Raw genomic sequence first — 13,736 nt, forward strand, 5'->3', positions numbered from 1 at the left:
CCACGGGTTTTCGGTAAACTACCGCCCATGTCCGTTTCGCCGGTTTCCATCGTGTCCACGCCTGTCGCCGTTTCCGCATCGCCCGCCGGCGCCCCGGCTCAGCCGGTCACCGTGCGGTGGCGGGGCCGCGAGGCCTACGAGACGAGCTTCGACGCGATGCGCGCGTTCACCGACACGCGCACGGCCGACACCGGCGACGAGATCTGGGTGGTCGAGCATCCGCCCGTCTACACGCTCGGCCAGGCCGGCGACCCGGCGCACCTGCTGGTGGCCGATAGCGGCGTGCCGCTCGTGAAGGTCGACCGCGGCGGGCAAATCACCTACCACGGCCCCGGCCAGATCGTCGTCTACCTGCTGCTGGATCTGCGCCGGCGCAAGCTGATGGTGCGCACGCTCGTGACGAAGATCGAGCAGGCCGTGATCGACACCCTCGCGGCGTATAATCTCGCTTCGGTCCGCAAGGCGGGCGCGCCGGGCATCTACGTGGCATCCGGCATGCACGAAGGCGCGAAGATCGCGGCCCTCGGCCTGAAGATCCGCAACGGCTGCAGCTATCACGGGCTGAGCCTGAACGTGAAGATGGATCTGCGCCCGTTTCTTGCGATCAATCCGTGCGGCTATGCCGGACTGGAAACCGTCGACATGGCGAGCCTCGAGGTTGCCGCCGACTGGAACGACGTCGCCCACACGCTGGTGGGCCGTCTGATCGCCAACCTCGACGGCGCATCCGCGGCCGCCGACAAGCCGCACGCACTGGAACAATCGAATGACTGACGTTACCGCTTCTCCCGCACCGGCCGATACGGCCGCGACCCCGGCCTACGATCCGACCGCCAAGCAGAAGGCGCAGGCGAAGACGGCGCGCATCCCGATCAAGGTCATTCCGATCGAAAAGCTGAAGAAGCCCGAATGGATCCGCGTGAAGGCGGCCACCGGCAGCTCGCGTTTCAACGAGATCAAGACGATCCTGCGCGAGCACAACCTGCACACCGTGTGCGAGGAAGCGAGCTGCCCGAACATCGGCGAATGCTTCGGCAAGGGCACCGCGACGTTCATGATCATGGGCGACAAGTGCACGCGCCGCTGCCCGTTCTGCGACGTCGGCCACGGCCGCCCCGATCCGCTCGACGCGGATGAGCCGAAGAACCTCGCACGCACGATCGCCGCGCTCAAGCTCAAGTACGTGGTGATCACGAGCGTCGACCGCGACGACCTGCGCGACGGCGGCGCCGCCCACTTCGTCGAGTGCATCCGCGAGGTGCGCGAGCAGTCGCCCGACACGCGCATCGAGATCCTGACGCCGGACTTCCGCGGCCGTCTCGACCGTGCGATTTCGATCCTGAACGCGGCGCCGCCCGACGTGATGAACCACAACCTCGAAACGGTGCCGCGCCTGTACAAGGAAGCGCGCCCGGGCTCGGACTACGCGCACTCGCTGAAGCTGTTGAAGGACTTCAAGGCGCTGCATCCGGACGTCGCGACGAAGTCGGGGCTGATGGTCGGCCTCGGCGAGACGGAAGAGGAAATCCTGCAGGTGATGCGCGACCTGCGCGCGCACGACGTCGACATGCTGACGATCGGCCAGTACCTGCAGCCGTCCGAGCACCACCTGCCGGTGCGCGCGTACGTGCATCCGGACACGTTCAAGATGTACGAGGAAGAGGCGTACAAGATGGGCTTCACGCACGCGGCCGTCGGCGCGATGGTGCGTTCGAGCTATCACGCCGATCTGCAGGCGCATGGGGCGGGGGTGGTTTGAGCACCGCGTTTGCCTCCATCCGCGCAAGACCCGCAGTCCCGAAAGCCCGCAGCGATGCGGGCTTTTTCGTTGGCGCGGCGGTGATCCGCGCATGTGCACGGCAATCGTCACCCGACCGGACGCGCGATCCGATCCAGCATGAAAAGCAAAGCTGAAACGGCATCGATAGCTTCGCACGATAAGTTCGCTCCCGCCGCGCGCAAAGCTCGTAAAGTCGGCTCTCCGCTTGCAACGCCCGCATTCCGAAGGAGAGCCGCATGTCCCGTTTCAGCTTCATCCGCCGCGCCGCCGTCGCGCTGACCGCCTTTGCCGCGCTCGGCGCGGCGCACGCCGAATCGCGCGAAGTCGTGATCGCGTACCAGGACATGGTCGTGCCGTGGCGCTACGCGCAGGCGAGCGGTGAAGTCGAAAAGGCGACCGGCTACAAGGTCACGTTCCGCAAGCTCGACAGCGGCGCCGACGTGATCCGCGCGCTCGCGTCGGGCTCCGTGCAGCTCGGCGAAGCCGGTTCGAGCCCGATCGCGGCCGGGCTGTCGCAGGGGCTCGATATCTCGCTGTTCTGGGTGCTCGATAACATCAACGACGCCGAGGCGCTCGTCGCGCGCAACGGCTCGGGCGTGACCAGCGTTGCCGCACTCAAGGGCAAGAAGATCGGCGTGCCGTTCGTGTCGACGTCGCACTTCCATACGCTCGTCGCGCTACAGGCCGCGGGCGTGAATCCGAACGACGTGAAGATCGTCAACCTGCGTCCGCCCGAAGTCGCGGCCGCATGGACGCGCGGCGACATCGACGCGACCTATATCTGGGATCCGGTGCTCGCGAAGGTTAAGCAGTCGGGCACGGTGCTGACGACGTCGGGCCAAGTTGCGAAGGAAAGCGGCAAGTCGACCTTCGACGGCTTCGTCGTGAGCCGCAAGTTCGCGCGCGAGAATCCCGAATTCGTCACGCGCTTCGTGAAGGTGCTCGCGGCCGCCGACGCCGACTACCGCGCGCATGCCGCGGCGTGGAAGGTCGGCTCGCCGCAGGTCGCGGCGGTGGCGAAGGTGTCGGGCGCGAACGCGGCAGATGTGCCCGCGAGCCTCGCGCTCTATGCGTTCCCGACGGCGGCCGAGCAGGCTTCGCCGACGTGGCTCGGCGGCGGCGCGCAATCGGGCGCCGCGAAGTCGCTCGCGGCCACGGCCGCGTTCCTCAAATCGCAAGGCACGATCCAGACGGTGCTCGCCGACTATTCGGCGGGCGTCGATCCGCAGTTCGTGCAGAAGGCCGCGCGCTGAGCGCGGTCATTCGGCCCATTCATCGCGGAGCCCTTCGATCATGAGTACGCTGGAAGTCCGCCAGGTATCGGTCGCCTATCCGGGCGAGCGCGGCAGGCCGACGACGCAGGCGCTCGCGCGCGTCGACCTGCGCATCGATGCCGGTGAATTCGTCGTCGCGCTCGGTGCGTCCGGCTGTGGAAAGACGACGCTGCTGAACTGCATGGCCGGCTTCGTCGCACCGACGACGGGCGACGTATCCGTCGACGGCGTGCCGATCACGGGCCCCGGCGCCGATCGCGGCGTCGTGTTCCAGAAATACGCGTTGTTGCCATGGCTCGACGTGCTCGACAACGTCGCGCTCGGGTTGCGCTTCGCACGCGTGTCGAAGGCCGAACGCGAAGCGCGCGCGGCGGAGATGCTCGCGCTCGTCGGCCTCGAGCGCCATGCGCACGCGCGCGTGTACGAACTGTCGGGCGGGATGCAACAGCGCGTCGGCATCGCGCGCGCGCTCGCGAGCGATCCGCGCGTGCTGCTGATGGACGAGCCGATGGGCGCGCTCGATGCGATGACGCGCGGCACGATGCAGGCGCTCGTGCTCGACGTGTGGGCGCGGACAGGCAAGACGGTGTTCTTCATCACGCACGACGTCGAGGAGGCGCTCTTTCTCGCGACGCGTCTCGTCGTGATGACGCCGGGCCCCGGCCGGATCGCGGAAACCTTCGAATTGCCGTTCGCGCGCCGCTACGTCGAAACGCGCGATGCACGTGCGGTGAAGTCGTCGCCGGAATTCATCGGATGGCGCGAGCGGCTGATCGCGTATCTGCATCGCGACGAGCCGGTAGTCGCCGGGACCGCGTGATGCACGAGTTCGCGAGGCAGGGTGCGTCCGTCGGGCGTGGCCGGATCAGTACATTGCACAGGCAGGACACCATGAGCACGCAGGATTCGTGGGCGGCCGACCGAACGGCCGCGGATTTCGAGCCGGACGACGGTCGCACGACGCGGGCAGAGGCTGCGGCGCGTGCCGTGCGTGCGCGTCGTTCGTCGGGCCGTTATCGCTTGCCCGGGCAGGGGAAGACGGCCGCGCTGAGCGCGGCGACGATCGCAGCGCTGGCCGTGCTGTGGTGGGTCGCGACGCATCTGCAGTGGCTGCCGCCGCTGTTCCTGCCCGCGCCGGAAGCCGTATGGACGGCGTTCGTCGACGCGTGGCACGGCCGTATCCAGGGCGGCCTGCCGTTGTCCGACCATCTGCTGTGGAGCGCTGCCCGCGTGTTCGGTGCGTTCGCGCTTGCCACCGCGATCGGTGTGCCGGCCGGCATCCTGATGGGCGTGAGCCGCATCGCACGCGGCGTGCTGGATCCGCTGCTGGAGTTCTACCGGCCGCTGCCGCCGCTTGCGTATCTGCCGCTCGTCGTGATCTGGTTCGGCATCGACGAGACGGCGAAGCTCGTCGTGATCTTCCTCGCATGCTTCGCGCCGATCGCGATGGCCGCACGCGCCGGCGTGCGCGCGGCGACGGTCGAGCAGATCAACGCCGCGTACTCGCTCGGCGGCAGCTTCGCGCAGATCGTGCGGCACGTCGTGTTGCCGGCTGCGCTGCCGGAAATTCTCACCGGGCTGCGGATCGCGATCGGGTTCGGCTGGACGACGCTCGTCGCGGCCGAGATGGTCGCCGCGACGGCCGGACTCGGGCAGATGGTGCTCAACGCATCGAGCTTCCTGCGCACCGACATCGTCGTGATGGGGATCCTGATCATCGGCGCGATCGCATGGCTGTTCGATCTGGCGATGCGGTGGGTCGAGCGGCGGGTGGTGCCGTGGAAGGGGCGAGGGTAGGCCGTACAGGCTGCACGGACGCCGGTTGGCGCCCGCGTCGAGAAGACGAGGGGCCGGGGTGCGTGTCGATCTAACCCAGGCCCCTGCCGTTTGAAGCGGAGGGTGCCGCCGTGGCGCGCGTTACCAGCGATAGCCGGCGCCGGCGCCGACCGCGACCGTGCCGCGGGTATTGGTCGACCCGGACGCCTTGACCACCCAGCGCCCGTTGCGGGTGGCGGTCGACACGCCGAACGCGACGGCCGATTGCCCGCTGTAGGTGCCGCCGGCGACCGAGACCATGCTTTCGCCCGCCAGCGACGCCTGCGGCAGGTTCGCGATCGCGACGGCGGATGCGATGCCGCCGCTTGCGTCACGTCGATAGTGATCCATGTCGGATCGAACGCTGCGGATGTGGTCGTTCAGTTGCTGGACGTTCACGGCATCGGTCGGGGCAGTGCCGGGCGCCACGTGGGTGATCTGCCGCTCCTGCCCCGGCGCGCCGACGGACACCGTGTTGTCGCGATCGGCGACGGAGCCGTTGCCGAGTGCAACCGAATTCTGGCCCGATGCGGTCGCGTTGTTGCCGAGCGCGAGACTGCCGTTGCCGGATGCGCTCGAATTCTGGCCGAGCGCCATCGAGTTCGAGCCGGTCGCGCCGGAGCCGTCGCCCAGCTGCGCCAACTGGCCGCCCTGCTCGCCGATCGGCGGCCTGGTGCCGGGGCCGACCTGCTCGATGTTGTTGATGCGCGTGTCGAGCGATTCCAGGCGAGTTTCGAATTGCTGCTGCATCGAGAAGAGCTGCCCGCCGTTCACGGCCTGCATGCTGTTCGCCGCGATGGCGCCTGCCTTGACGTTGTCGAGCAAGGTGCCGCCGACGCCGCCGAGCGTAGCGCGATCCAGCTTCAGGTCGTCGTACACGATCGCGCCGAGCGCCTTGCCGTTCGGATCGATCAGCCCGGTCGCCTTGAGCTGCGCGACCGTCACGGCATCGGTGTCGCCGATGCCGTTCGACAGGCCGGTCAGCGTGCGCGTGCCGTCCGTGCCGGCGACGCTCACCGACGTGCCGCCCTTGCCGGCGCCGATCGAGATCGCGAGACTCGCCGGATCCTGCCGGACGAGGCCGGCCGTGCCGTTGTCGAGCCGCGTGCCGAGATCGGTGACGTCGTTGCGGATCGACGTCACGTTGTTTTCGACGGTGGCGACACGTCCGTCGATCGTCGTGACGCGTCCGTCGAGCTGGGTCAGTGCACCGCCGACGTTGTCGAACGATTGTCCGTCGACCGTGTAGGTCGGGCCGCGCACGGTTCCGTTCGCGTCGACGGTCGCATCGCCGCCGAGCGCGGCGACGACGGGTTTCAGCTGCGACAGGTTGGTAGCGTCGGTGTCGCGGGTGCCGGCGCCGAGGTTGACGAGCTGGCGCTGGGTGCTCGCCGTGCCGATCGACACGGTATTCGTGCGGTCGGCGACACTACCTTGGCCGAGCGCGACCGCACCGTTGGCGGTGACCTTGGAGTCCGCGCCGAGCGCCACGCCGCGCACGGCTTCGACTCGCGATGACGAACCGAACGCGCTCGAACGATCGCCCGTGACGTACGACGACACGCCGACCGCGCTCGAGCGGTCGCCCTGGATATGGGCGGCTTCGCCGACGGCCACGGTGGCGCGCCCATCGGCGGTGGCATGTGCGCCGATCGCGAGCGCCGAGTAGTCCTCGCCCGTCTCGCCATTCGCCTTTGCGCCAGGTCCGATCGCGATCGACCCGGCTCCGGACGCGGTCGGCTCGCCGCCGGCGCCGTCCTTGATCGTCAGGTAGTGCTGAACCAGATCGTTTTCGGTCGCATGGACGTAGTACGGTGCGAGCGCGGCGATGGCGACGGCGAGTGCCGGCAGGCGGGCGGAGGGCGCGCGTTGCCGTTCGGGACAAGCATGCGAGCGGATCCGAGCGGTACGGGAATCTGCAGCGGATGTGCGTGACATATTATTCGTAATCCTGATCGATGAGATGTTCGATGCAGCCCGGGATCCATGTGCGGCTTCGTCGAAAGGCGCGGGGCGCAGCGTCGTTGCCGCGGGTGGCGGACCGCTATCGCGTGGGCCCGGACTGAGCGAGCGACTATACGGACGGACGCAGGCGTCGTCGATCAGACAGTTACGAAAGTGATTTAGCGCGGATAGGACACGCTATGGGTGCGCGATCGCGCGGCGGTTCGATGTCGCGATGCGATGAGGGGAGCGACGGGTGGGGGGCCACATAGCCGGGAAACGGCGACGACGTCCGGAAGGCGCGTCGTCGCATTCATGGCGCAATGCGTCGGTGGAGGAGGGGAGGGCCGTCAGTTCGATGCGCAACGATCGCGCATGCGTTACCGGCCTCATTCCCCCATCGCCACTCCTTCCCTGCGCGGATCCGCGCCGCCGAACCACACCGTCTGCCCCTGCACGTTCAGCCGCTGGATTCCCTGCAGCCCCGAGTTCATCTCGACGATCTGCACGTCGTGCCCGCGGCCCTTCAGCCCGTCGACGAGCGCGTCCGACACGCGGCCGCGTTCGAGTTGCGTCGGCCCGTTCATCGACCCGAAGTTCGGCAGCGCGATCGCCTGCTGCATCGTCATCCCCCAGTCGAGCACGCCAACCAGCGTCTTCGCGACGTGATTGATGATCGCGGGGCCGCCGGCCGAGCCGACGATCATCGTCACCTGCTTCGTCTTCTTGTCGAACACGAGTTCCGGCGACATCGCCGAGCGCGGCCGCTTGCCGGGCTGCACGCGGTTCGCGATCGGCCGGCCGTTGTCGGTCGACGCGAACGAGAAGTCGGTGAGCTGGTTGTTCAGCATGAAGCCGCGCACCATCAGCCGCGAGCCGAACGCGTCCTCGATGCTGGTCGTCATCGACAGCGCCTGACCGTAGCGGTCGACGATCGCGATGTCGGACGTCGACGGCAATTCGGCGCTGCGGTCGTCGGCCGTCGCGAGCGTCGCGCCCTGGGGCGTGCCGGCCTGTGCGACACCCATGCTGTTGTCGCCGATCAGCCGCGCGCGCTGCGCGAGATAGGTCTTGTCGGTGAGGCTCGCCCAGTTGCCGCCCGGCAGCGGCACGAAATCGGGATCGGCCACGTAGCGCGCGCGGTCCGCGTACGCGAGACGCCCGGCTTCGCTGAACAGATGGGCGGCGAACGGCGTCGGCTCGTAGCCGAGCTCGTTGCGCACCGGCTTCTGCGCGCCGATCTGCTGCCAGTCGGGCATCGCCTCGAGAATGCCAAGCATCTGCGCGATCGCGAGGCCGCCCGACGATGGCGGCGGCATCCCGCAGACCACCGAGCGCCGATAGTCGGCGCACAGCGGCGCACGCACCTTCGCCTTGTAGCGCGCGAGATCCTGCAGCGACAGCAGTCCCGGGTTGGTCGGGTGCTTGCGCACCTTCGTGACGATGTCGCGCGCGATCGCGCCGCTGTAGAACGCGTTCGCGCCGCGGTCGGCGACCTGGCGCAGCACGGTCGCGAGGGCGGGATTCTTCAGTACCGTGCCGGCAGTCTTCGGCGTGCCGTCCGCATTGTAGAAGTACGCGCGGGCGGCCGGGTCGTCGTGCAGGTACTTGTCGTTCGCGATCAGCATCGCGAGCCGCGGGCTGATCGTGAAGCCGCGCTCGGCGAGCCGGATGGCCGGCTGGAACAGCCGGCGCCACGGCAGCTTGCCGTGCGCGCGGTGCGCGGCGTCGAGCATGCGCAGCACGCCCGGCGTGCCGACCGAGCGCCCGCCGACGACACCTTCGTAGAAGCCCATCGGCTGGCCGGTCGGCCCGTAGAAGAGGCGCTCGGTCGCGGCGGCCGGCGCGGTCTCGCGGCCGTCGTACGCCTGCGTCGTCTTGCCGTCGAAGTACAGCATGAACGCGCCGCCGCCGATGCCCGACGATTGCGGCTCGACCAGCGCGAGCACCATCTGCGTCGCGATGGCCGCGTCGATCGCGGTGCCGCCGGCCTTCAGCATGTCGTAGCCGGCCTGCGTGGCGAGCGGGTTCGCGGCCGCGATCATGAAGTGCTGCGAGGTCCAGCCCGACTTGTCGGTCCAGCCGGACGACGGTTCGGGCGCGTGAACGCCGGGCAGCGGGACGGCCGCGCCCGACGCGGCGGCAACCGGGACGACGGCGCCCGACGGCGCGGACGGGGACGTGCAGCCGGCGTCGAGCGCGACGAGCGCGACGGCGGCGAGCAGCGTCCAGGGACGCGAATGCGGACGAATCCGGTCGAACATTGAACCCTCGGCAGCAGTGAATTCGAAGGAGACGGCGGCGTCGACGTTGGCGCTGACGCAACGGCGCTGCCCGCCCCGGCGCGCTATTGTCGCCGCGTGGCCGGCGGCTTGTCATCCGACAGGAAACCCTGACGCATCCCGCCGGGCCCGCCGCGGCCGGTCTTTCCGGCCTGTTCGAGGATGAACTCTATGAACGTCGACGTCGCGCGCGTATGGTGGCGGTTCGGCATGTAGAGCATGTACATGTGGGTGCCGAAGATGCTGAGCCGGTACGCGTCGAGCGACGTGACGACGGCGCCGCGGCGCAGGTCGTCCTGCATCACGTAGTCGGGCACGATGCCGACGCCGACCCCCGCGAGGATCGCCTGGCGCAGGAACAGGAAGTTCTCCGAAATCAGCGTGGGTTCGAGCAGCACCTCGTGGCGTTCGTCGCCGAGATACGCGGCGATCCGGAGTTGCCGGCCCATCACCGTCGCGGTGACGACCGGCGCGGCGGCCAGCGCGCCGAGGCTCGCCGGCATCCCGTGCGCGGCCGCGAACGCGGGCGACGCGCACGCGACGTAGCGCACCGCGCCCATGTCGCGCGCGACGAGGTTCTGCGGCGGCTCGGACATCACGCGGATCGCGATGTCGACTTCGTCGCGCATCAGGTCTTCCACGCGATTCTCGAACACCACGTCGAGCACGATACCCGGATGTCGCCGCTTGAACGCGAGCAGCCAGTCGGACATCACCATCTGCCCGTAGCCGCTCGGCACCGACAGCCGCACGCGTCCCTGCAGATCCTGCCCGAGCGTGGTCACCGATTCCTGCGCGGCGAGCAGTTCGTTGCGGATGCGCCGGCCGTGCTCGTACAGCTTCAGTCCGATCTCGGTGGGCTCCATGCGCCGCGTCGTGCGCCGCACGAGCTGCTGGCCGATCGAGCGCTCGAGCTGGTTCAGCCGGTAACTGACGTTCGCCCGGCTCATCTTGAGCCGCTGCGCGGCCTTGCTGAGATTGCCGGCGTCGAGGATCTCGACGAGCAGCGTCAGCGCGTTCAGGTCCATGCGGGGTGTCTCCTGATCCGGCCCGTTTAACGGTCGGAAAGATTCGGTGTCAAGTCGGACTTGACAGCTTGTAAAAGCGTGCGGGAATTGTCAACGAATCTCGATCAATCGAGAATCGGGTCATGCCCGGCAACCACGCCGGATCGTTTCCCGCCGCATGGGACAGCTCGCGAACCGGCACCGCCCGCCGGCTTGGCGGGCGGTGCCGTCCGCCAGGCGCACCGCACTTGGAGACACGATGAATTCACCCGCTTCCCACGAACCCGCCCAGACGGGCACCGTCACGCGCGAGCGGCGCGACAAGATCCTCGTCGTCACGATCGACCATCCGCCCGTCAACGCGCTGTCCGCCGACGTACGGCGCGGCCTCGCCGACGCGATCGACGCCGCGCAGGCCGACGACGCGATCCGCGCGGTGCTGATCGTCGGCGCCGGCCGCAACTTCATCGCGGGCGCCGACATCCGCGAATTCGGCAAGCCGCCCGTGCCGCCGTCGCTGCCCGACGTGTGCGAACGCATCGAGTCGAGCACGAAGCCGGTCGTGGTCGCGCTGCACGGCGCGACGCTCGGCGGCGGCCTGGAGGTCGCGCTGGCCGCGCACTACCGGCTCGCGGTGCCGGGCGCGAAGCTCGGGCTGCCCGAAGTGACGCTCGGCTTGCTGCCCGGCGCGGGCGGCACGCAGCGCACGCCGCGCCTGATCGGCGCGAAGGCCGCGCTCGACCTGATGCTGACGGGCCGCCATGCGAGCGCCGAGGAGGCGCTCACGCTCGGCCTCGTCGATCGCATCGCGCACAGCGACGATACGCTCGCCGAAGGGCTCGCGTACGCGCAGGAGCTCGTGTCGCTCGGCGCGCCCGTGCGCCGCACGCGCGACGCGCAGGGCCTGGCAGACCGCGCGGCCGCGCAGGCCGCGCTTGACGCGGCGCGCGCGGAACTGCCGAAGAAGTCGCGCGGCCTTTTCTCGCCGGCGAAGATCGTCGACGCGGTCGAGGCCGCGCTCACGCAGTCGTTCGATGCGGGGATGAAGCTCGAACGGAGCCTGTTCCTGCAGTGCCTCGACAGCCCGCAGCGTGCGGGCCTCGTGCATGCGTTCTTCGCGGAGCGCGAGGCGGCGAAGGCGCCCGAGGCGCGGCGCGCGAGCGCACGGCCGGTCGAGCGGATCGGCGTGGTCGGCGGCGGCACGATGGGTGCGGGCATCGCGGTCGCGGCGCTCGACGCGGGGCTGCCGGTGACGATGATCGAGCGCGACGAAGCGTCGCTCGCGCGCGGCCGCGCGCACGTCGAGAAGGTGTACGACGGCCTCGTCGCGAAAGGGCGGATGACGCCGGCCGCGCACGCGGCGCGGCTCGCGCGCTTCAAGGGCAGCACGTCGTACGACGCGCTCGCGCAGGCCGACGTCGTGATCGAGGCCGTATTCGAGGACATGGCCGTGAAGCAGGCCGTGTTCGCCGAGCTCGCCCGCGTGTGCAAGCCGGGCGCGGTGCTCGCGACCAACACGTCGTATCTCGACATCGACGCGCTCGCCGCAAGCATCGACCGGCCGGCCGACGTGATCGGCCTGCATTTCTTCTCGCCGGCCAACGTGATGAAGCTGCTCGAGATCGTCGTGCCGGCGCGCGTGAGCCCGGACGTCGTCGCGACCGCGTTCGCGCTCGCGAAGCAGTTGAAGAAGACGCCGGTGCGCGCGGGCGTATGCGACGGCTTCATCGGCAACCGGATCCTCGCCGTCTACCGGACGGCGGCCGACTACCTGATGGAAGACGGCGCGTCGCCGTACCAGATCGATCGCGCGGTGCGCGAGTTCGGCTTCCCGATGGGCCCGTTCCAGGTGGTCGACCTCGCGGGCGGCGACATCGGCTGGGCGACCCGCAAGCGCCGCGCGGCGACGCGCGACCCGAACGCGCGCTACGTGGAGATTTCCGACCGGCTGTGCGAGCGCGGCTGGTTCGGGCAGAAGACCGGCCGCGGCTACTACCTGTATCCGGACGGCGCGCGCGTCGGCACGCCCGACCCGGAAGTGGAGGCGATCGTCGCGCAGGAACGCGCGAAGAAGGGCGTCACGCCGCGCACGTTCAGCGACGGCGAGATCCTGCGCCGCTACCTCGCCGCGATGATCAACGAAGGCGCGAACGTCGTGCACGAAAAGATCGCGCTGCGCCCGCTCGACGTCGACGCGGTGTTCCTGTACGGCTACGGCTTCCCGCGCTATCGCGGCGGCCCGATGCACTACGCGGACACGGTCGGCCTCGCGAACGTGCTCGCCGATATCCGCGCGTTCGCGAAGGAAGATCCGCTGTTCTGGAAGCCGTCGCCGCTGCTCGTCGATCTCGTCGCGCGCGGCGCGGATTTCGCGAGCCTGAACCGCATCGACTGAACGCCAACCGCATTTGCAACGGAACGAAGATGGACCTCGATTTCACGCCCGAAGAAGAAGCCTTCCGCGCGGAAGTGCAGCGCTTCCTGCAAGCCGAACTGCCCGAGCGCATCGCGCGCAAGGTGAAGGGCGGGCTGCATCTGACGCGCGACGACATGCGCGAATGGCACGCGATCCTGAACGCGCGCGGCTGGCTCGCGAGCCACTGGCCGCGCGAATACGGCGGCCCTGGCTGGAGCGTCGCGCAGAAGTTCCTGTTCGACAACGAATGCGCGCTCGCCGGCGCGCCGCGCATCGTGCCGTTCGGCGTGAACATGCTCGGCCCCGTGCTGATCAAGTACGGCAGCGACGCACAGAAGCGCCATTGGCTGCCGCGCATTCTCGACGGCACCGACTGGTGGTGCCAGGGCTATTCGGAACCGGGCGCCGGCTCCGATCTCGCGGCGGTGAAGACGAGCGCGGTGCGCGATGGCGATCACTACGTCGTGAACGGCCAGAAGACGTGGACCACGCTCGGCCACTACGCGAACATGATCTTCTGCCTCGTGCGCACCGCGACCGACGTGCGCAAGCAGGAAGGCATCAGCTTCCTGCTGATCGACATGAACACGCCGGGCGTCGAGGTGCGCCCGATCATCACGCTCGACGGCGAGCACGAGGTGAACGAGGTGTTCTTCACCGACGTGCGCGTGCCCGTGGAAAACCTGGTCGGCGAAGAGAATCGCGGCTGGACCTGCGCGAAATACCTGCTCACGTACGAGCGCACCAACATCGCCGGCATCGGCTTCTCGACCGCTGCCCTCGACCGGCTGCGCGCGGTGGCCGCGAAGGTCACGAAGAACGGCCGGCCGCTCGCGGACGATCCGTTCTTCGCGGCACGCGTCGCGCGCGTCGAGATCGAACTGGAAAACATGCGCACGACCAACCTGCGCGTGCTGGCCGCGGTCGCGGGCGGAGGCGTGCCGGGCGCGGAAAGCTCGATGCTGAAGATTCGCGGCACGCAGATTCGCCAGGAGATCACCGCGCTGATGCGGCGCGCGATGGGGCCGTATGCGCAGCCGTTCGTCGAAGATGCGCTCGACGCCGACTACGCTGGCGAACCGGTCGGCCCCGACGAAGCCGCGAGCGCCGCGCAGCAGTATTTCAACAACCGGAAGCTGTCGATCTTCGGCGGCTCGAACGAGATCCAGAAGAACATCATCGCGAAGATGATGCTCGGGCTGTAACGAGGGACGCGAC

The 13,736-nt window shown here is 68.9% G+C and carries 10 protein-coding genes; 7 read left to right on the forward strand and 3 right to left on the reverse strand.

All coding sequences use genetic code 11. The features are described 5' to 3' along the window. Window positions 1–27: 27 nt before the first annotated feature. The 5 genes from lipB (at window position 28) to WS61_RS31620 (ending at window position 4,851) form a co-directional block, all read left to right on the forward strand. On the forward strand, window positions 28–774 hold the full coding sequence (gene lipB / locus WS61_RS31600; protein ID WP_059506524.1) for a lipoyl(octanoyl) transferase LipB: 747 nt from the start codon (window positions 28–30) through the stop codon (window positions 772–774). Continuing rightward, entirely contained in the window at window positions 767–1,759 is a 993-nt protein-coding gene (lipA, locus tag WS61_RS31605; RefSeq protein WP_006499067.1) for a lipoyl synthase, read from the forward strand. The genes lipB and lipA overlap by 8 nt, the downstream gene beginning before the upstream one ends. Window positions 1,760–2,016: 257 nt before the next feature. Next, window positions 2,017–3,033 carry a taurine ABC transporter substrate-binding protein gene (gene tauA, locus WS61_RS31610; protein ID WP_059506527.1) on the forward strand — a complete coding sequence of 339 codons (1,017 nt, stop codon included), beginning with the start codon at window positions 2,017–2,019 and terminating at the stop codon, window positions 3,031–3,033. Between the two features lie 40 nt (window positions 3,034–3,073). Then, window positions 3,074–3,874 carry a taurine ABC transporter ATP-binding protein gene (locus WS61_RS31615; protein ID WP_059506529.1) on the forward strand — a complete coding sequence of 267 codons (801 nt, stop codon included), beginning with the start codon at window positions 3,074–3,076 and terminating at the stop codon, window positions 3,872–3,874. Further along, the gene (locus tag WS61_RS31620) at window positions 3,874–4,851 is read left to right on the forward strand and encodes an ABC transporter permease subunit (RefSeq protein WP_059506531.1); all 978 of its coding nucleotides are present in this window, start codon (window positions 3,874–3,876) and stop codon (window positions 4,849–4,851) included. The genes WS61_RS31615 and WS61_RS31620 overlap by 1 nt, the downstream gene beginning before the upstream one ends. 120 nt (window positions 4,852–4,971) lie before the next feature. On the opposite strand, the gene WS61_RS31625 is transcribed toward WS61_RS31620, so the two are convergent. The 3 genes from WS61_RS31625 to WS61_RS31635 all read right to left on the reverse strand — a co-directional run bounded on the left by WS61_RS31625 (window position 4,972) and on the right by WS61_RS31635 (window position 10,123). Next, the gene (locus WS61_RS31625) at window positions 4,972–6,807 is read right to left on the reverse strand and encodes a YadA family autotransporter adhesin (protein WP_059506532.1); all 1,836 of its coding nucleotides are present in this window, start codon (window positions 6,805–6,807) and stop codon (window positions 4,972–4,974) included. Between the two features lie 395 nt (window positions 6,808–7,202). After that, a complete protein-coding gene (ggt, locus tag WS61_RS31630; RefSeq protein WP_059506534.1) occupies window positions 7,203–9,077 on the reverse strand; it encodes a gamma-glutamyltransferase in 1,875 nt (624 codons plus the stop codon). A gap of 83 nt (window positions 9,078–9,160) precedes the next feature. After that, a complete protein-coding gene (locus WS61_RS31635; RefSeq protein ID WP_059506536.1) occupies window positions 9,161–10,123 on the reverse strand; it encodes a LysR family transcriptional regulator in 963 nt (320 codons plus the stop codon). Window positions 10,124–10,361: 238 nt separating this feature from the next. Here WS61_RS31635 and WS61_RS31640 point away from each other — a divergent pair, with 238 nt between their 5' ends. Together WS61_RS31640 and WS61_RS31645 are read left to right on the forward strand one after the other, a co-directional pair. Next, window positions 10,362–12,497, forward strand: a complete 2,136-nt coding sequence (locus tag WS61_RS31640) for a 3-hydroxyacyl-CoA dehydrogenase NAD-binding domain-containing protein (RefSeq protein WP_059506538.1) — start codon at window positions 10,362–10,364, stop codon at window positions 12,495–12,497. A gap of 29 nt (window positions 12,498–12,526) precedes the next feature. Further along, the gene (locus WS61_RS31645; RefSeq protein ID WP_059506540.1) at window positions 12,527–13,723 is read left to right on the forward strand and encodes an acyl-CoA dehydrogenase family protein; all 1,197 of its coding nucleotides are present in this window, start codon (window positions 12,527–12,529) and stop codon (window positions 13,721–13,723) included. The last annotated feature ends 13 nt before the right edge of the window (window positions 13,724–13,736 follow it).

The sequence above is a fragment of the Burkholderia sp. ABCPW 11 genome, assembly GCF_001523445.1.
GTDB lineage: Bacteria > Pseudomonadota > Gammaproteobacteria > Burkholderiales > Burkholderiaceae > Burkholderia.